Consider the following 18,012-nt stretch of genomic DNA (forward strand, 5'->3'; position numbering starts at 1 on the left):
CCGCGCAGCGGCCCACGCGCCCGCACCCCGCCTAAGACTCAGCCGGAGGCACGGGCGGCACACCCCCACCCGCGGGCGACGCCCCCGCCCCCGGCACAGGCCCACCCGCGGCCCACCCCGGAAACACCCCCCACTCCGGCTCCGGATCCCGCGGCCCGAACAGCGCCGTCAACCCGAGATGAACCGCCATCGCCCCGAGCGGCCACGCCAGCAACGCGGCCCCCTTCGCCCGCAGCCGAAGCGGCGCGTCGAAGACCACACCCTTGCCGACCGCCCGCGCGTGCGCGACCACATCCTGGTCCGGCCCGAGCCACACCCCCAGCCGCCAGGCCAGCAGCGAACCGAGCAGCCCGCCCAGCGCGAGCCCCACCACCAGGGCGATTCCGCCACGCCGCTGGAACAAGAAGACCAGCGCCGCGGAGAGAGCACCGAATGCCAGTGCCAGCAGCACGAACGTACCGTCGGCGCCGATCGCCTCCTCGCCCTCGCTGTCGCTGAGGAAGACGGCCGTACTGTCGGAGATCAGCGGAACCCGCGGCGCCAGCCACAGCCAGAGGAATCCGAGCCCGATGCCGGCGACGGTCACGAGAAGGGCGACGGCAGCGGCCCGCAGCAGATCCGACCGGAGATCCCGCTCCTCCTGCGACTCCAGCAGGTTGCCGGAGTGGGAGGCACCCGGGCCGCCGGGACCACCCGGGCCACCCCATTTCGGCGGGGTCTGCCAGGGGTCGTTGGACGAGGGCTGGTGAGGCGGCGTCAGAGGTGCGGTCACCGTGCCATCGTGCCAGGCGTCCCTGTGCCGCGCCTCACCGGACCGCTGCCCTGCGGTACGCCCAGGTGGCCGCGGCCAGCGAGAGGACGCCGACGACGGCGCAGACCGTGAGATCCAGTGCAACGACCGCCCAGTCGGGGTGGGCGTCGAAGGACCGGGAGAGCGCCTCGACACCGTACGTCGACGGCAGCAGATCGCGGGCCCAGCCGATCGGCCCGGGCAGCCGGTCGGCCGGCAGGACGCCGAGCAGCAGCGCCGCCGACATGCCCAGCTGCCCGAGCAGCGTGGCCAGCTCCTGCCGGGGCGCGAGCAGCCCCATCGCGGCACCGAGCCCGGAGAGCGCCGCCCCGGAGAGGGGGATGACGGCGACGAGCACCCACAGATGCGTCAGCGGCAGCCCGAACAGCACGCTCCCCGCCACGGCCGTGACGATCGTGCCCGGCACGGTGAAGGAGGCGTACGCCCCGGCCGCGCCGAGCACCACAGCGGCGGGCGGCACCGGCAGGGTGGCGTAGTGGTCCAGTCCGCCACCCGCCCGCAGCTGCCCGAAGTACTGGGCGAGCAGGTTGAGCGCGACGAAGGCCACCACGAGGACGCTGGATCCGGCGACGACGGCCCGCGCCTCGGAGCCGCCGTCGACGACCCCGCGCATCAGCACCATGATCCCGACGGACTGGAAGGTCGCGACGAAGAGCAGCGGGATACGGGCGACCCTGGCCCGGGACAGCTGGGCACGGTAGACGGCCGCGAGCGAGGGGAACAGCCGGGCCCGCGGCGCGAGCGGCGCGGGAGCCGTCCCCTCGTGGACGTCGCGGCCGGCACGGCCGTCATCGGCGGTCCGGACGGGTCCGGTCACCGCCTGCGCGGGAACGATGCTCGTCACCTGGCGCTGCTCCTGTTCGCTCCCTGCCCGGCCACGCATGTGCACCCGCTCGCCCCGCCCGCCCCGGTCATGACTTCACCAGCCCCTTGGTCGCGTCCCCGCCGAGCGCGAGATAGACGTCCTCCAGGCTGGGCGTCGCCAGCGTGAAGTCGTCGAGTGCGGCAAAGGCCGCACCGCCGGTCACCGCGGCGACCGCCGCCCGTGCCTCGTCGGGACCGAGCCGCAGCACCCAGCGCCGCCCGGACTCCTGGGCCGAGCCGTGCAGCGCGGCCACTTCGGGCACGTCCAGGGGTGCCCGTTCGCGCCACACCAGCTCGACCCGGACCTCGCCCGCGACACGTTCCTTGAGCCCGGTCGGCGTGTCACAGGCGATGACCTTGCCGCGTTCGATCACAGCGACCCGGTCGAGGACCGTCTCGGCCTCGATGACGTTGTGGGTGACGAGCAGCACCGTCGTGCCGCGTTCGGCCCGGCGCCGGTCGACGGCGGCCCAGACGGCGCGCCGCGCGACGGGATCCATCCCGGTCGTCGGCTCGTCCAGCACCAGCACCGGCCGCTCGCCGACCAGCGCGGTCGCGAAGCAGGCGAGCCGCCGCTGTCCGCCGGAGAGCTTCTTCAGGGGGCGTCCCGCGATCTCGGTGAGGCCGAGTTCGTCGAGTACAGCGTCGCGCTCGGCGCGGGCGTCCCGTACCGCGAGGCCGCGCAGCCGTCCGGTGGTCTCGGCGGCGAGCGAGACGGTCAGGTCGTCGAGGGCGGTGGACTCCTGCCCGAGGTACCCGATCAGCCGGGAGGCCCGCTCGGGATGGCGTACGAGATCGTGGCCCAGCACGGTGACGCTGCCGGAGTCGGGCCGCATCAGCCCGGTGAGCTGCCGTACCAGGGTGGACTTTCCGGCGCCGTTGGGGCCGAGGAGCCCGAAGATCTCGCCGCGCCGCACGTCCAGGCTGATCCCGTCGGTGGCGCGCACCTCGGGTGTGGCGGGTGTACCGCGGCGGCCGCGGGCGGCGGGATAGGTCTTGACCAGATCACGCACCGCGCACACGGTCCCGGTCGCCGTCTGCGCCTGTGCTGTGCCCGTACTCACGAGGTACGAGAGTACGGGGTCGGATGCCCCGTATTGCGCCCGGGGCCTTGCCGGTCGGGCGTCGACGCCGCAATCGCAGGCCGGGTTGCCCGCCCGCGGGACCGTTGTGCCGTCAGTCGCCGGAGGGGCCCGTCCGCTCCACCGCCGGGGCGTGCTCCGCCGCGGCCCGTACATCGATCTCCCGCCAGAATCCGGCCCGGATCGCGTAGCGGTCGTGTTCGTCGATCTGGTCGTCTTTGTGGGCGAGCAGGCCGAACCGTGCCGCGTACCGCAGCAGTTCGCCGTCGATGCGGTGCGGGATGCGGGGATACATGGTCGACAGCTTCTGCAGATGGGCGGTCTCCGGCAGCCGCTCCATCCAGCGCCGGGCGAAGACCTGGCCCACCTCGAATGGGTCGCCGCCGACGGTGGTGATGTCCTCCTCGCGGTCCGCCCAGCGCTGTTCGGCGCTGGTGAGCTGGGCCAGCGTCGGGAGGGAGGCGGTTTCGGCGGGCTCGCCCAGCGGTCCGCCGCGCTCCATCCAGCCCTTGTCGGAGGACCAGCGCAGGGTGGCGTTGGCGGGCGAGGGCCGGTCGGGCTGTGCGCCGGGGCCGGGGCCGCGCAGGGTGCCCGCCAGATCTTTGGGGGTGGGGACGCCCTTTCCGCCGTGGCCCGGCCGGTCGGTTGCGGGGCTCTCGTCGGGCGGCGGGGCCGTGCCGTTGCGGGCGGCCGCGGCCTGGGCCTCCAATGCCCGCTCGGCGGAGGCGGCGAGGGCCGCCTCGGGCAGGGGCGCGGAGAGGATGGCGGCGATCTCCGGCCGGGGCGCGGGCGGCGGGGCGCAGACGCCGCCGGTCTCTTTGGCCCGTACGGCCTGGGTGATCCAGGCCCGGTCGAGCACCCTTCGTTCGTCGGCCTCGGCGACCAGGTCCTCGGACTGGTTGTAGTCGCCGTCGGCGGCCTGGACGGCCCACAGATGGACGGCGACGCCGTGTTCCTTGGCGGACATCAGGCCGGGCAGCAGATCGCCGTCACCGGTCACCAGCACCACGTCGGAACAGGCCCGGTTCCTGGCCAGTTCGGTGAGCTCGGCATGCATCGCGGCGTCGACGCCCTTCTGCGCCCAGCGCCCGTCGCTGCGGGTGAGAGCGCCGAGCCTGACGGTCACCCGGGGCATCACACGAAGTCTGCGGTGCTCGGGCTGCGGTACGCGGTCGGGGGCGCCGTCGAACCAGTAGATCCGCAGCAGCGACTGCCGCGTATCGGCCTCCGCAAGCTCGCGCAGGCCCCGGATGAGGGCCGTGTGGTCGACGGTGATGCGGGAACGCGCGGGCTCCCCGGCCAGAAGACTCGCGGCTGCGCCCAGCAAGTAGCCGGCGTCCACCAGGACGACGCAACGGTCCACGCGTTCCACCCTCTTCCAGAAGTTCGGGTGTGGTCTTTGCCAAGGGTTTCCTTCGAGTCTGCCCGACCGCGCAGGGGTTGACGGCCGGAACTCGATCATCGGCGTGGCGGATCCGGAAAACGGCGCATGATACCCCCTCACTACGCACGGTAATGATCCAACATGCATGCTTTATCCCATTATGTGAATCTGAACGCGGTCCTGGCCCCGAGAGTCCCCGTAGGAGGAACACCATGGCCAAGAACAAGAACCGCAAGCAGAGCAGCCAGCAGAACCGCGCGTCGGGTCCGGAGCGCGGTGCGGAAGAGCCCAAGTCGAACGCGTACGAGTCGCAGATACAGCCTCAGACGCAAGCCCAGGGCAGCCCTGCTGATGTTGCCCGTAAGCACCAGCGGCGCTTCGGCCACAACTGACCGGTCAGATCTCCGGTCCGGCCGCAGGCCGGTTGGCCGAGAGGGGCGCTCCCGCTTTCGCGGGGCGCCCCTCTCGTACGTCGGCCGTGAACCGGCTCAGCCGGCCAGGCAGGACGGGCCGAGCAGCACCTTCAGGTCACCGAAGAGCGCCGGGTCGGGCTTCACCCGGTGCCGGTCGAGCCGGAGCACCGTGGTCTTGCGGGGGCCCTGGAGTTTGATCCGTACCTCGGTGTCGCCCCGGTGGCTGCTGAGGACCTCGCCGAGGCGGCTGACCATCGGCGGGGTGATCTTGACCGTGGGGATGGTCAGGACCACAGGAGCGTTGGTGCCGGCCGACGAGATGTCGGGGACCTGCATCTCCATGGCGACGAGCCGGGGCACGTCCTCCCGCTTGTCGAGGCGTCCCTTGACGAAGACGACGGTGTCCTCGACGAGCTGGGTGGAGACCAGCTGGTAGGTGGCGGGGAAGAACATGCACTCGATGGAACCGGCCAGGTCCTCGACGGTGGCGATGGCCCAGGCGTTGCCCTGCTTGGTCATCTTGCGCTGGAGGCCGGAGATGATGCCGCCGACGGTGACGATGGCACCGTCGGAGTGCTCCCCGCCGGTCAGCTGGGAGATCGAGGCGTCGGCCTTGTCGGACAGCACGTGTTCCAGACCGAAGAGCGGGTGGTCGGAGACGTACAGGCCGAGCATCTCGCGCTCCTGGGCCAGCAGGTAGGACTTCTCCCACTCGATGTCGGAGAACTCGACGTCGAGCCCGAAGCCCGGCTCGTCGCTGTCCTCCTCGCCGCCGCCGAAGAGGTCGAACTGTCCCTCGGCCTCCTTGCGCTTGACCTGCACCACGTTGTCGATCATCGGCTCGTGGTGGGCGACCAGGCCCTTGCGGGTGTGGCCCATCTCGTCGAAGGCGCCGGCCTTGATCAGCGATTCGACGGTCCGCTTGTTGCAGACGACCGCTTCGACCTTGTCGAGGAAGTCGGGGAAGGTGCTGTACTTCCCCTTCGCCTTGCGGGACCGGATGATCGAGTCGACGACGTTCTGACCCACGTTCCGGACGGCGGTGAGGCCGAAGAGGATCACATCGTCGCCCTGCGCGGCGAAGTTCGACAGAGACTCGTTCACATTGGGCGGCAGCACCTTGATGCCCATGCGACGGCACTCATTGAGATAGACCGCGGACTTGTCCTTGTCGTCCTTGACCGAGGTCAGCAGCGCCGCCATGTACTCAGCGGGGTAGTTCGCCTTGAGGTACGCGGTCCAGTAGGTGACCAGGCCGTACGCGGAGGAGTGCGCCTTGTTGAACGCGTATCCGGCGAACGGGACCAGAACATCCCACAGCGCCTTGATCGCCGCGTCGGAGAAGCCCTTCTTCTTGGCGCCGGCCTCGAAGAGAACGAAGTTCTTCTCCAGCTCGTCGGCCTTCTTCTTGCCCATGACGCGGCGCAGGATGTCGGCCTCGCCGAGCGAGTATCCGGCGACGATCTGGGCGGCCTTCTGCACCTGCTCCTGGTACACGATCAGGCCGTAGGTCAGGCCGAGGACCTCCTTGAGCGGCTCCTCCAGCTCCGGGTGGATCGGGGTGATCTCCTGGCGGCCGTTCTTGCGCTCCGCATAGTTCGTATGCGAGTTCATGCCCATCGGGCCCGGCCGGTACAGGGCCGAGACGGCGGAAATGTCCTCGAAGTTGTCGGGCTGCATCTGGCGCAGCAGGGAGCGCATCGGGCCGCCGTCGAACTGGAACACACCGAGCGTGTCACCGCGGCAGAGCATTTCGTACGTCTTCGGGTCGTCCAGCGGGAGACCGAGCAGGTCCAGCTTGACGCCCTTGTTGGTCTCCACCATCTTGACGGCGTCGTCCATGATGGTCAGGTTCCTGAGGCCCAGGAAGTCCATCTTCAGCAGGCCGAGCGACTCGCACTGCGGGTAGTCCCACTGCGTGATGGTGACGCCGTCGGTGTGCCGCACCCAGATCGGGGCGTGGTCGACGATGGGCTCGCTGGACATGATGACGCCTGCGGCGTGCACGCCCATCTGCCGGACCAGGCCCTCGACGCCCTTGGCGGTGTCGATGACCTTCTTCACGTCCGGCTCGTTCTCGTACATCCCCCGGATCTCGCCCGCCTCGCTGTAGCGCGGGTGCTTGGGGTCGGTGATGCCGTTGAGGTCGATGCCCTTGCCGAGGACGTCGGCGGGCATGGCCTTGGTGAGCCGGTCGCCCATCGCGTACGGGTAGCCGAGGACGCGGGCGGAGTCCTTGATGGCGTTCTTCGCCTTGATCTTGCCGTACGTGCCGATCATGGCGACCTTGTCGGCGCCGTACTTCTCCGTCACGTACCTGATCACTTCGACGCGCCGACGCTCGTCGAAGTCGATGTCGACATCGGGCATGGAGACACGCTCGGGGTTGAGGAACCGCTCGAAGATCAGTCCGTGCTCGATCGGGTCGAGGTCGGTGATGCCCATCGCGTACGCCACGATCGAGCCGGCCGCGGAACCACGGCCGGGGCCGACCGCGATGCCGTTGTTCTTCGCCCACATGATGAAGTCGGCGACGACCAGGAAGTACCCCGGGAACCCCATCTGGATGATGATGTCCATCTCGTACTCGGCCTGCTTCTGCCGGTCGTCGGGGACACCGCCCGGGTAGCGGCGGTTCATGCCGACCCGGACCTCTTCCTGGAACCAGGTGATCTCGGTGTAGCCGTCCGGGATGTCGAACTTCGGCATCAGGTCGCGCTTCTCGAACATGCCGGCGGTGTCGATCTGCTGCGCGACCAGCAGGGTGTTGGCGCAGCCCTCCTGCCAGGCGTCGGAGGAGTCGACGGCGTACATCTCTTCGGTGGTCTTGAGGTAGTAGCCGGTGCCGTCGAAGCGGAAGCGGTCCGGGTCGGAGAGATTCTTGCCGGTCTGGATGCAGAGCAGCGCGTCGTGCGCGGTGGCCTCGTGCGCGTAGGTGTAGTGCGAGTCGTTGGTCACCAGCGGCGGGATGTCCAGCTTCTTGCCGATTTCGAGGAGCCCGTCACGGACCCGGCGCTCGATCTCGATGCCGTGGTCCATCAGCTCCAGGAAGTACTTGCCCTCGCCGAAGATGTCCTTGTAGTCGGAGGCCGCCTGGACCGCCTCGTCGAACTGTCCGAGCCGCAGTCGCGTCTGCACCTCGCCCGAGGGGCAGCCGGTGGAGGCGATCAGGCCCTCGGACCACTGGGCGATGGTCTCCTTGTCCATACGCGGCCACTTCTGCAGCCAGCCCTCGGCGTACGCGTCCGAGGAGAGCCGGAAGAGGTTGTGCAGCCCCGTCGCGTTCGACGCCCAGATCGTCTTGTGGGTGTAACCACCCGAACCCGAGACGTCGTCGCGCTTCTGGTGCGGCTGGCCCCACTGGATCTTCCGCTTGTGCTTGCGCGACTCCGGAGCGACGTACGCCTCGATCCCGATGATCGGCGTCACGCCCGCCTTCTGCGCCGAGTGGAAGAAGTCGTAGGCACCGTGCAGGTTGCCGTGGTCCGTCATCGCAATGTGCGACATGCCCATTTCATTGCAGGCAGCGAACATGTCCTTGAGCCGCGCGGCACCGTCCAGCAGCGAGTACTGGGTGTGGACGTGAAGGTGCGTAAAGGGCGGCTTGGTCACGGCGTCGGGCCTCCGGGAAAACTGGCGATGACGGACTGGGGGGACAGCGTGGAAGTCTACGTCTCCGAGGTGACAACCGAGGGGCACTCCCAGGTACGGTCGCGCGTTGAAGGGGCTGAGAAGCCCGTCCCATTTGTCATGCACGTCAGGTACCAGGAGGCACCCAGAGATGTCGGAAGCGCAGACCGGCGCAGCGCAGCGCGGGGAGCAGATTCTTGAGGTCTTCGACACCGCGTTCGGGGAGCTACTGGCCGCCGATCCGGCTGCCTTCCGGGTCAAATTCCGCAAGATGGCGGGCTCGGCGTTCGCCTTCTACCGGGGCACGGCGTGCCTGTTCTACAACGACCTGGAGCGGGAGCGGCACGGCGGGCCGTACCTGGACGAGCGGACCGGCCGGGTGTGGATCCACGGCGATCTGCACGCGGAGAATTTCGGCACGTACATGGATGCCAACGGCCGGCTGATCTTCAATGTGAACGACTTCGACGAGGCGTACGTCGGCCCGTTCACCTGGGACCTCAAGCGGTTCGCCGCCTCCGTCGCGCTGATCGGGTACGCGAAGGCGCTGGGTGACGACCAGATCACCGAGCTGGTCCGGGTCTACGCGGCGGCCTACCGTGAGCGGATCCACGCACTGGCGACGGGTGTGAAGAATGACGAGGTGCCGCCCTTCACGCTGGACACGGCTGAGGGACCGCTGCTGGACGCGCTGCGCGACGCCCGGTCGCTGACCCGGTTCGCGCTGCTGGACTCGATGACGGAGATCCGGGACTTCGAGCGCCGGTTCGCAGCGGGCGGCGGCTCGATCGATCTGGACGCGGCGACGCGCTACAAGGTGCTGGCCGCCTTCGACGGCTATCTGGAGACGCTGCCGGAGTCGAGCCTGACCCGCCCCGACTCCTACCGGGTGAAGGATGTCGTCGGCCGTCGCGGCATCGGTATCGGTTCGGCCGGGCTGCCCTCGTACAACATCCTTCTGGAGGGCAACAGCGACGCCCTGGAGAACGATGTGGTGATCTATCTCAAGCAGGCGCAGACCCCCGCGGTCTCCCGGCACATCACCGACGCAGCCGTGCGCGAGTACTTCCAGCACGAGGGCCACCGCACGGTCATCTCGCAGCGCGCCCTGCAGGCGCACGCCGACCCGTGGCTCGGCTGGACCGAGCTGGACGGGGCCGGACAGCTGGTCGCCGAGGTGTCTCCGTACGCGGTCGATCTGGACTGGTCCGACATCGACGAGCCGGAGGAGATCGCGGCGGTCGTCGCCGACCTCGGCCGGGCGACGGCGACGATGCACTCCGCGGCGGACGACGAGAGCGGCCACTCGCTGGTGCCGTTCTCCACCGAGCGGGCGATCGACGCGGCGATCGCGGCGGACGAGGAGGGCTTCGCCGACCTGCTGGTGGACTTCGCCCACAGCTACGGCGCCCGGGCCCGCGCCGACCACCAGATCTTTGTGGATCTTTTCCGCAACGGCCGCATCCCGGGGCTGTAGGGCTCCGCACGCGGCCGGACCCCCTTCAGGGGGTGCCTACAGGTTCGCATGCGACACTCCTCGACGATGGACATATCCGGGACGCAGCTCAGAGTCGTTCGCGCGGCGCTTTTCACGGCGCTCGTCGTGACGCTCTCCGCTGCGTCCCATGTGCTGCTCTCCCGGGTCGCGCTGCCGCTGACCGTCGTCGCCCTGCTGGCCGGCACGGTCTTCGCCGTGGCGTACGCGCTGGCCGGCCGGGAGCGCGGCTTCGGGGCGATCGCCGGACTGCTGGTCCCGCTGGAGCTGGCCGCCGACACCGTCTTCACCACCGGCCAGCACCTCTGTTACGGCGCGGCAGGCGGCCCGATCGCGGGGCCGCTGCGCTCGGTCGGCGTCGATGTGCTGTGCGGCGGCGGTGACATCGGTGCCGGTGCGACGCAGCTCGGCGGCGTCGGTGACGTCGGCACCCCGCTCGCCTCGGTGACCGTCGGCGGACACACGGCGGCCGCGCTGCTGGCCTCCCCGGGCCCGGCGGTGCCCTGGCTGCTGCTCGCCGCCCATGTGACGGTCGGTCTGCTCGCGGCAGCCTGGCTGCGGCGCGGCGAGTCCGCGCTCGCCGGCCTGCTGGGCGCGGTCGCCGTCCTGGCGTTCCGGCCGCTGCTGATCGCGGTCGCCGTGGTGGGTACGGCCCGCCGCTCCGTACGCCGCAGGGTGCGCCCCGCCGGACGCGGCCCGCACCTGCCCGTACACGCCCGTCTGCTCGTGCACTCCGTGGGGCGGAGGGGACCGCCGCGCTCGGCCTGCGCCATCGCCTGAGCACGCCCATCCCTGACGACGTACCACCCACACCATGGAGAGACGAACATGAGCAAGCGCAACAGCCAGGCCAACAAGTCGGCGGCCCGCGAGCGTCTGCGCGCCGAGCGCGAGCGCCAGGCCAAGAAGGACAAGGCCCGCAGGCAGATCGTCGTCGGCGTCTCGATCGTCGCCGTGCTGGCGGTCGTGGGCGTCGCCACCTGGGGTGTCATGCAGCTGAACAAGCCGTCCCACTGGAACGCGGCCAAGGACGCGAAGAACGTGACCGCGCCCAAGAACACCTCGGGCGACAACGGCACGACCGTCGTCATCGGGAAGTCGACCGCCAAGAAGACCCTGGAGCTGTACGAGGACTCGCGCTGCCCGATCTGCGCCACGTTCGAGCAGACGGTCGGCGAGACGGTGCACAAGGACGTCGACGCCGGGAAGTACAAGATCAAGTACGTCGGTGCCACGTTCATCGACAACGCCGGCAACGGCGAGGGCTCGAAGAACGCGCTGAGCGCGCTCGGTGCCGCGCTCAATGTCAGCCCGGAGGCGTTCCTCGACTACAAGTTCGCGCTCTACTCCGCGAAGTACCACCCGGAGGAGACCGACGACAAGTTCAAGGACGATGCGTACCTGATCAAGGTTGCCGACACCGTCGACGCCCTGAAGGGCAACAAGGCGTTCCAGAAGGACGTCAAGGACGGTACGTACGACAACTGGGCGATGAAGATGTCCGCGGCGTTCGACAAGAGCGGTGTGCAGGGCACTCCGACGCTGAAGATGGACGGCAAGGCGCTCACCGGCGCGGACGGCAAGAACGCGCCGATGTCGGTGGCCGACTTCAACACCGCGATCACCGGCGCACTGAAGGGCTAGCCGGACGGCAAACTCCCGGCAGCGGCTCTCCGACGGGCAGGCGAACTCCCTTCGTTCGCCTGCCCGTTCGCTTTACCGGTCAGTAGGGTTCTCCTCCGTGACCAGTCGACACCTTTCTTCGCCGATATCCGCCCCCAGCCGCCGCACGGTCGTCAAGGCCGCGGCCGCCACCGCCGTCGCCGTCCCCGTGCTGGGCGCCGCCACCACCGCGCGTGCCGCGGACGGGCCCGCCTTCCTGCACGGCGTCGCCTCCGGCGACCCCCTCCCCGACGGCATACTCCTGTGGACCCGCGTCACCCCGGCCCCCGACGCCGTGCCCGGCTCAGGCCGTGGCGCCGATACGCCGGTGCGCTGGGAGGTCGCCGAGGACAAGGAGTTCGCCCGGGTCGTCGCCCGGGGCACCACCGTCGCGAGGGCCGCTTCCGACCACACCGTCAAGGCCGATGTGCGGGGGCTGGGCCCGGCCACCGCCTACTGGTTCCGCTTCTCGGCGGGCGACGGCAGGGGGACCTTCTCGCCGACGGGCCGCACCCGTACCGCGCCCGCGGCCGGCGCTGCCACACCCGGTGTGCGCTTCGGGGTGGTGTCGTGCGCCAACTGGGAGTCCGGGTTCTTCTCCCCGTACCGGCATCTCGCCGCCCGCGCCGACCTCGACGCGGTACTGCATCTCGGCGACTACATCTACGAGTACGCGTCGGGCAGTTACCCGGACGCGAAGTACGTCGTACGGCCGCACGAGCCGAAGCACGAGATCCTCACCCTCGCCGACTACCGCACCCGGCACGGCAACTACAAGACGGACACCGACCTCCAGACCCTGCACGCCACCCACCCGGTGATCGCGATCTGGGACGACCACGAGTTCGCCAACGACGCCTGGTCGGGCGGGGCCGAGAACCACACGCCGGGCACGGAGGGCTCCTGGACCGACCGGGCCGCGGGCGCCAAGCAGGCGTACTTCGAGTGGATGCCGGTCCGCGCCTCCACCGAGGGCACCGTCTACCGGCGGCTGCGCTTCGGCAGCCTGGCCGATCTCCACCTCCTCGATCTGCGCACCTTCCGCTCCCAGCAGTCGACGATCGGCAACGGCTCGGTCGACGACCCGGACCGCACGATCACCGGCCGGGCGCAGCTGGACTGGCTGAAGTCGGGCCTGGCCGGCTCGGACGCCACCTGGAAGCTGGTCGGTACGTCGGTGATGATCTCGCCGGTCGCGTTCGGTTCCGTACCCGCGCATCTGCTGGAGCCGCTGGCCGGGTTGCTGGGGCTGCCCACGGAGGGCCTTGCCGTCAATGTCGACCAGTGGGACGGGTACACGGACGACCGCAAGGAGCTGATCACGCATCTGCGGGACCGGTCGATCACCAACACGGTCTTCCTGACCGGCGACATCCACATGGCGTGGGCCAATGACGTGCCGGTGAAGGCGGCGACGTATCCGCTCTCGGCGTCGGCCGCCACCGAGTTCGTGGTGACGTCGGTGACCTCGGACAATCTCGACGACATCCTGCATGTCGCGCCGCAGACCGTGTCGGTGGTCGCCGCCGCGGCGGTCAAGGCCGCCAACCGCCATGTGAAGTGGGTGGACATGGACTCGCACGGCTACGGCGTCCTCGATGTGACCGCCGAGCGCTCGCAGATGGACTACTACGTGGTCTCCGACAAGACGAAGCGGGACGCGACCTCCGCCTGGACGCGTTCGTACCGGACGCTCAGCGGGACGCAGAAGGTCGAGCGGGCGGACCGCCCGGTGCGCTGAGGGTCTGTTTTCAGCCACTCCGGTTCATGTTGACGGCGCATTACATCGCTACGGCGGGTGGTGTATCCCCCGGCTCCAATGGGGACACACCACCCGCCGGGGTAACGCGGGACATTACGTCCGCGTCTCAAACTCTGGAACACACAGAATTACTTCTTCCCGTTTCCCCGGTTTGCCCCACGATTGATTGGGCCTGATCGATCCTCCTCAAGATCTGACATGCGCACGTAATCTCCCGGCGGCGGGTGAGGAAATCCCTCCCCCACACATCCGCGAGGAGTCCCTGTGCGCACTCTTGCCCTTATATCGCCGCGTATGCGTAACCGTGCGATCGGCACAGCCGTACTGGCCGGAACCCTGGCCCTGGCACCGCTCTCCGCTTCCACCGGCTCCGCCGCCGCAAAGGCGTCCACCTCCGCCGCGTCCGCCGCGTCCGCCGCGTCCGCCGAGAAGTGCGCGAGCGAGGCGAGCACCAGCGCCACCGCGCGCGAGGCCCGCCCCTCGGGCACCAAGCACGCCGCGGACCCCAATGAACTCACCACGTCCCAGGCCAAGGCCATGGACACGCAGCTCAAGGAGAGACTCGCGGACCGCCGGGTCAGCGGCTCCACGCTCGCTGCCGGAGCAACCATCCCGGTCTACTTCCACGTCATCCACTCCGGTACCACCGGCAAGCTCACCGCTGGCGACATCAGCAGCCAGATGAATGTGCTGAACGCCGCCTACAGCGGCCAGGGCACCGGCAACACCGACTCCGGATTCCAGTTCTCGCTGGCCGGCACCGACTACACGGACAATGCCTCCTGGTACAACCTCGCGTCGGGCTCCGCCGCCGAGAAGTCGATGAAGTCGACGCTGCGCAAGGGCGGCAAGAACGCGCTCAACATCTACACCGCCAACCTCGGCGGCGGCCTGCTCGGCTGGGCCACCTTCCCCAGCTCGTACGCCTCCAGCCCGAGCATGGACGGCGTCGTCATCCTCGACGCCTCGCTGCCCGGCGGCTCCGCCACCAACTACGACGAGGGCGACACCGCCACCCACGAGGTCGGCCACTGGATGGGGCTCTACCACACCTTCCAGGGCGGCTGTAACGGCAACGGCGACTACGTCTCCGACACTCCCGCCGAGAAGAGCGCCGCGTTCGAGTGCCCGACCGGTCGCGACACCTGCACCAACAAGACAGGGGTCGACCCGATCCACAACTTCATGGATTACACGTATGACTCCTGCATGTACCAGTTCACCCCGGGCCAGGTGCAGCGGATGAGCGACAGCTGGATCGCCTACCGGGGCTGATCCACCCCGTCCGTCCGAAGGGCCTCGCGCTGTGCGGGGCCCTTCGCGCGGTCACAGCGTGGCAAGGAAGCCGAGCGCGACCTTCCAGGCCAGCTCGGCCGAGGCCGCGTCGTGGTCCGGCAGTTCGGGGTCCGTGAAGAGATGGCCCGCGCCCGGGTAGCGGTAGACCTCGACATCGGCACCGGTCCGCTGCATCTGCAGATACCAGGAGTTCAGCCAGTCGTGCGTCTCGAACGGGTCCGGGTCCGCGACATGCAGCTGTACGGGCAGCTCGTCCACCGAGGCGTTCTCGGCGATGTCCGAGGTGCCGTGGAACAGCAGCAGACCGCGTGCCTTCGCGTCACCGAGCGCCAGGGTCTGCGCGGTGGACGCCCCGAAGGAGAAACCCGCGTACACCAGGCCCCGTTCGGAGTAGGGCGCGGCGGCCAGCACGGCCCGCCTGAGCAGCTCGTCCTTGCCCACCTCTTCCTTGAAGGCCATGCCTTCCCCGACGGTTTCGAAGGTGTGCCCCTCGAAGAGATCGGGCACCTGCACCTCGTGCCCGGCGGCGCGCAGCCGGTCGGCGGCCGCGTGCACCGCGGGGCGCAGACCGTACGTCGAGTGGAAAAGCATGATGTTCATGAGGCCAATGGTGCCAGCTACGTTCGGGAACATGGAGAACGACGGGATGGAGAACGTACTGCGTCCGCTGATCGTCGTCGGCGGCTCGGTCGTGATCACGCTGCTGGTCGGCTGGCTGGTCGATCTGCTGCTCAGACGGGCCGACCGCCGGCACCACGAGACCCCGCTGTGGGGCCTGCTGCGGCGCTGCCGGATCCCGCTCCAGCTGACCCTGTGCACGGCGCTGCTGCGGGGCACGTACACCCACACCCGGCTCGAACTCGTCAAGGACCACCGGACGGGGATCGGCCAGATGCTGACGCTGGTGCTGATCGGGACATCGGCCTGGCTGGTGGTGCGGATCGCGACGGCCGTCGTGGATTCCCTCTACGCCCGGTACGCCGCGAGCACCCGCGATCCGGCACGGGTGCGGCGGGTCCGTACGCAGGTGACGCTGATCCAGCGGGTGGTCACCGCGGTTGTGGCGACCGTCGCCGTCGGCGCGATGCTGCTGACCTTCCCGGCGATGCGGACGTTCGGCACCTCGATGCTGGCCTCGGCCGGTGTGCTGGGCATCGTCGCGGGCATCGCGGCCCAGTCGACGCTCGGCAATCTCTTCGCGGGGCTGCAGATCGCGTTCGGCGACATGGTGCGGATCGGCGACACGGTGGTGGTGGACGGCGAGTGGGGCACGATCGAGGAGATCACGCTGACGTTCCTCGCGGTGCGGACCTGGGACGAGCGGAGGATCACGATGCCGGTCTCGTACTTCACCAGCAAACCGTTCGAGAACTGGTCGCGCGGCGGCGCCCAGATGACCGGCTCGGTCTTCTTCCACCTCGACCACTCGGCCCCGGTCGCCGCGATGCGTGAGCAGCTGCGGGACATCCTGGGCGAGTGCGCCGCCTGGGACGGGCGCAACTGGTCCCTCGCGGTCACGGACAGCACACCGTCGACGATCCAGGTCCGCGCGGTGGTCACGGCGAAGGACGCGGACGACATCTGGACCGTGCGCTGTGCCGTACGGGAACAGCTCATCGGCTGGCTGCGCGACCACCATCCGTACGCGCTGCCGAGGATCGCGACGGCGCCCGCGGCGCTTCCGCCGGGCGCGGAGTGGCCGGACCCGCCCCGCCCCACGGACGAGAAGCCGACGGGCTGGGACAGGTCCCCCCGCACGGGACGCGGCTGACCGGGCGCGGGCGCCGCCCGGCACGGACCCGCCTCACCGCAGGCTGCGTACGTCCAGGTGTCGCAGCACCCGGTCGACGACCTCCGGGTCCGTGCCCGCCTCGCTGCGGGCCGCGAGCACCGCGTGGCGGGCGGCCGACATCATTTCGCGCTGCACTCGGTTGACTGCCTTGAAGCGTTCGGCTCGCTTCGCGTACGCCTCGCGGCGCTCGTCGTCGACCATGTCGGGGCTGATCCGCGCCCCCATGTCGTACGCCAGCCGCTGCAGCCGCTCCGCGACCTCGTCCGGGAACTCCTCGACCTCCCGGATCTCCTTGAGCCGCTGCTTCGCGGCCTTCGCGGCGCGGATCGCGAGGTCCTTCTCCAGCGCCTCCTCGGCGTCCGTGTCCGCCTGGACACGGAGCTTGCGGACCAGCCACGGCAGGGTGAGTCCCTGGACGACGAGCGTGGCCATGATCACGGCGAAGGCGATGAAGACGATCTCGTCACGGCCCGGGAACGGCTTCCCGTCGTCCGTCTTCAGCGGAATCGCGAGCGCCAGCGCGACCGAGGCCACTCCGCGCATCCCGGACCACCACATGACGACGGTCTCCCGCCAGCTGGTGGGGATCTCCTCGCTGACGTCGCGCCGGGTGTGCAGCCGCTTGGCGAGCCAGGTCGCGGGCAGCAGATACAGCAGCCGTACGCCGACGACGACGGCGACGACGGCCAGGCTCCAGCCGAGCATCCGGAACTCGCGCCCGTCGGCCGTCCCGAAGACGTTGTGCAGTTCGAGGCCGATCAGCCCGAAGGCGACCCCGGTGACGAGGGTGTCGACGATCTCCCAGAAGGTACGGCCGGTGAGCCGCCCAAGGACGTCGTCGGCGTCGGCGGTGTGCTCGGCGAGGAAGAGCGCGGTGGTGAGGACGGCGAGGACACCCGACCCCATCAGCTCCTCCGCGAGCACATAACTCACGAACGGCACCAGCAGGGTGAGGCCGACCTGGAGCGTGGCATCGCCGAGCAGGCCCATGAGTTTGATGGTGATCCAGCCGAGCGCGAGACCCACCACCACGGCGACGACCGCGGAGAGGAACAGCAGCCCGAACGCCTCCGGCAGCGAGAACGTACCGCTCACCGCGGCGGCGATCGCCACGTGGTACAGCACGATCGCGGTCACATCGTTGAACAGCCCCTCGCCCTCCAGGATGGAGACAAGCCTGCGCGGCAGTCCGACCGAGCCCGCGACGGCCGTCGCCGCGACCGGGTCGGGCGGGGCGACGAGCGCGCCGAGCGCCACGGCGGCGGCGATGGGCAGCCCGGGGACGATCGCGTTGGCGACCGCGGCGACGGCGGCCGTCGTGATGAAGACCAGCGCCACGGCCAGCAGAAAGATCGGTCGTTTATTGGCGGCGAACTGCCGCCAGGAGGTGCGCTGCACCGAGGCGTAGAGCAGCGGCGGCAGCAGCGCGGGAAGAATGATCTCGGGCGGGATGTCCACATTCGGTACGAAGCTGAGGAACGCCATACCTACTCCGGCGAGCGTCATCAGCACCGGCGCGGGCAGTCCGAGACGCTCCCCCAGTGGCACCGTGACCACAGCTCCGAGCAACAGCAGGAGGAGCAGTGCCATTTGGTCCACGAGGTGCCTTCCGGAACGCGGCGAGCCGGTCTCTGTGATCGGCGGATCTGGACTTCAAGCCTGCCACGCAAGGCCCGCAATCCAGACAACACCCCCTCTATAGCGCCTCCCTGACCGACCATTCCTCCGATGTCTATGCGGTCAGCCCTCTTCCGCTGCCCCCTCCGGGCGGGCAGTATGCAGCGTGCGTCATTCAGGGACAAGAACCCTCACCACATACAT

At 69.5% G+C, this 18,012-nt stretch carries 14 protein-coding genes; 7 read left to right on the forward strand and 7 right to left on the reverse strand.

Features of this window, described 5'->3' with window-relative positions:
• Positions 1 to 31: 31 nt before the first annotated feature.
• From ACGFU7_RS01625 to ACGFU7_RS01640, 4 genes are all read right to left on the reverse strand, one after another.
• Positions 32 to 772, reverse strand: a complete 741-nt coding sequence (locus ACGFU7_RS01625; protein ID WP_393691207.1) for an ABC transporter permease — start codon at positions 770 to 772, stop codon at positions 32 to 34.
• A 34-nt stretch (positions 773 to 806) separates the two neighbouring features.
• Positions 807 to 1,694: an ABC transporter permease gene (locus ACGFU7_RS01630; protein ID WP_393691208.1), complete on the reverse strand. Its 888-nt coding sequence runs from the start codon at positions 1,692 to 1,694 to the stop codon at positions 807 to 809.
• 28 nt (positions 1,695 to 1,722) lie between these two features.
• Positions 1,723 to 2,697, reverse strand: a complete 975-nt coding sequence (locus ACGFU7_RS01635) for an ABC transporter ATP-binding protein (RefSeq protein WP_393691823.1) — start codon at positions 2,695 to 2,697, stop codon at positions 1,723 to 1,725.
• A 154-nt stretch (positions 2,698 to 2,851) separates the two neighbouring features.
• Positions 2,852 to 4,129 carry an NYN domain-containing protein gene (locus ACGFU7_RS01640; RefSeq protein ID WP_393691210.1) on the reverse strand — a complete coding sequence of 426 codons (1,278 nt, stop codon included), beginning with the start codon at positions 4,127 to 4,129 and terminating at the stop codon, positions 2,852 to 2,854.
• A gap of 224 nt (positions 4,130 to 4,353) precedes the next feature.
• Here ACGFU7_RS01640 and ACGFU7_RS01645 point away from each other — a divergent pair, with 224 nt between their 5' ends.
• The gene (locus ACGFU7_RS01645) at positions 4,354 to 4,533 is read left to right on the forward strand and encodes a hypothetical protein (RefSeq protein ID WP_393691212.1); all 180 of its coding nucleotides are present in this window, start codon (positions 4,354 to 4,356) and stop codon (positions 4,531 to 4,533) included.
• 96 nt (positions 4,534 to 4,629) lie between these two features.
• Here the strand turns inward: ACGFU7_RS01645 and dnaE are convergent, their stop codons facing one another.
• A complete protein-coding gene (gene dnaE, locus ACGFU7_RS01650; RefSeq protein ID WP_393691214.1) occupies positions 4,630 to 8,166 on the reverse strand; it encodes a DNA polymerase III subunit alpha in 3,537 nt (1,178 codons plus the stop codon).
• A gap of 169 nt (positions 8,167 to 8,335) precedes the next feature.
• On the opposite strand from dnaE, the gene ACGFU7_RS01655 reads away from it, so the two are divergent.
• From ACGFU7_RS01655 to ACGFU7_RS01675, 5 genes are all read left to right on the forward strand, one after another.
• A complete protein-coding gene (locus ACGFU7_RS01655; RefSeq protein ID WP_393691216.1) occupies positions 8,336 to 9,661 on the forward strand; it encodes a DUF2252 domain-containing protein in 1,326 nt (441 codons plus the stop codon).
• Between the two features lie 66 nt (positions 9,662 to 9,727).
• The gene (locus ACGFU7_RS01660) at positions 9,728 to 10,459 is read left to right on the forward strand and encodes a hypothetical protein (protein ID WP_393691218.1); all 732 of its coding nucleotides are present in this window, start codon (positions 9,728 to 9,730) and stop codon (positions 10,457 to 10,459) included.
• Positions 10,460 to 10,507: 48 nt separating this feature from the next.
• On the forward strand, positions 10,508 to 11,323 hold the full coding sequence (locus ACGFU7_RS01665; protein WP_393691220.1) for a DsbA family protein: 816 nt from the start codon (positions 10,508 to 10,510) through the stop codon (positions 11,321 to 11,323).
• Positions 11,324 to 11,420: 97 nt separating this feature from the next.
• Positions 11,421 to 13,082 (forward strand): alkaline phosphatase D family protein, encoded by a 1,662-nt coding sequence (locus tag ACGFU7_RS01670; protein ID WP_393691222.1) that lies wholly within the window; start codon positions 11,421 to 11,423, stop codon positions 13,080 to 13,082.
• Between the two features lie 315 nt (positions 13,083 to 13,397).
• Positions 13,398 to 14,378, forward strand: coding sequence for a zinc metalloprotease (locus ACGFU7_RS01675; protein ID WP_393691224.1), 981 nt, complete (start codon positions 13,398 to 13,400; stop codon positions 14,376 to 14,378).
• 51 nt (positions 14,379 to 14,429) lie between these two features.
• On the opposite strand, the gene ACGFU7_RS01680 is transcribed toward ACGFU7_RS01675, so the two are convergent.
• Complete coding sequence (locus ACGFU7_RS01680) at positions 14,430 to 15,008, reverse strand: dienelactone hydrolase family protein (protein ID WP_393691825.1); 579 nt, start codon at positions 15,006 to 15,008, stop codon at positions 14,430 to 14,432.
• 37 nt (positions 15,009 to 15,045) lie between these two features.
• On the opposite strand from ACGFU7_RS01680, the gene ACGFU7_RS01685 reads away from it, so the two are divergent.
• The gene (locus ACGFU7_RS01685; protein ID WP_393691827.1) at positions 15,046 to 16,170 is read left to right on the forward strand and encodes a mechanosensitive ion channel family protein; all 1,125 of its coding nucleotides are present in this window, start codon (positions 15,046 to 15,048) and stop codon (positions 16,168 to 16,170) included.
• A 33-nt stretch (positions 16,171 to 16,203) separates the two neighbouring features.
• Here the strand turns inward: ACGFU7_RS01685 and ACGFU7_RS01690 are convergent, their stop codons facing one another.
• Positions 16,204 to 17,790, reverse strand: a complete 1,587-nt coding sequence (locus ACGFU7_RS01690; RefSeq protein ID WP_393691226.1) for a Na+/H+ antiporter — start codon at positions 17,788 to 17,790, stop codon at positions 16,204 to 16,206.
• Positions 17,791 to 18,012 lie beyond the last annotated feature (222 nt).

The sequence above is a fragment of the Streptomyces sp. NPDC048473 genome (assembly GCF_043200155.1).
Taxonomy (GTDB): Bacteria; Actinomycetota; Actinomycetes; order Streptomycetales; family Streptomycetaceae; genus Streptomyces.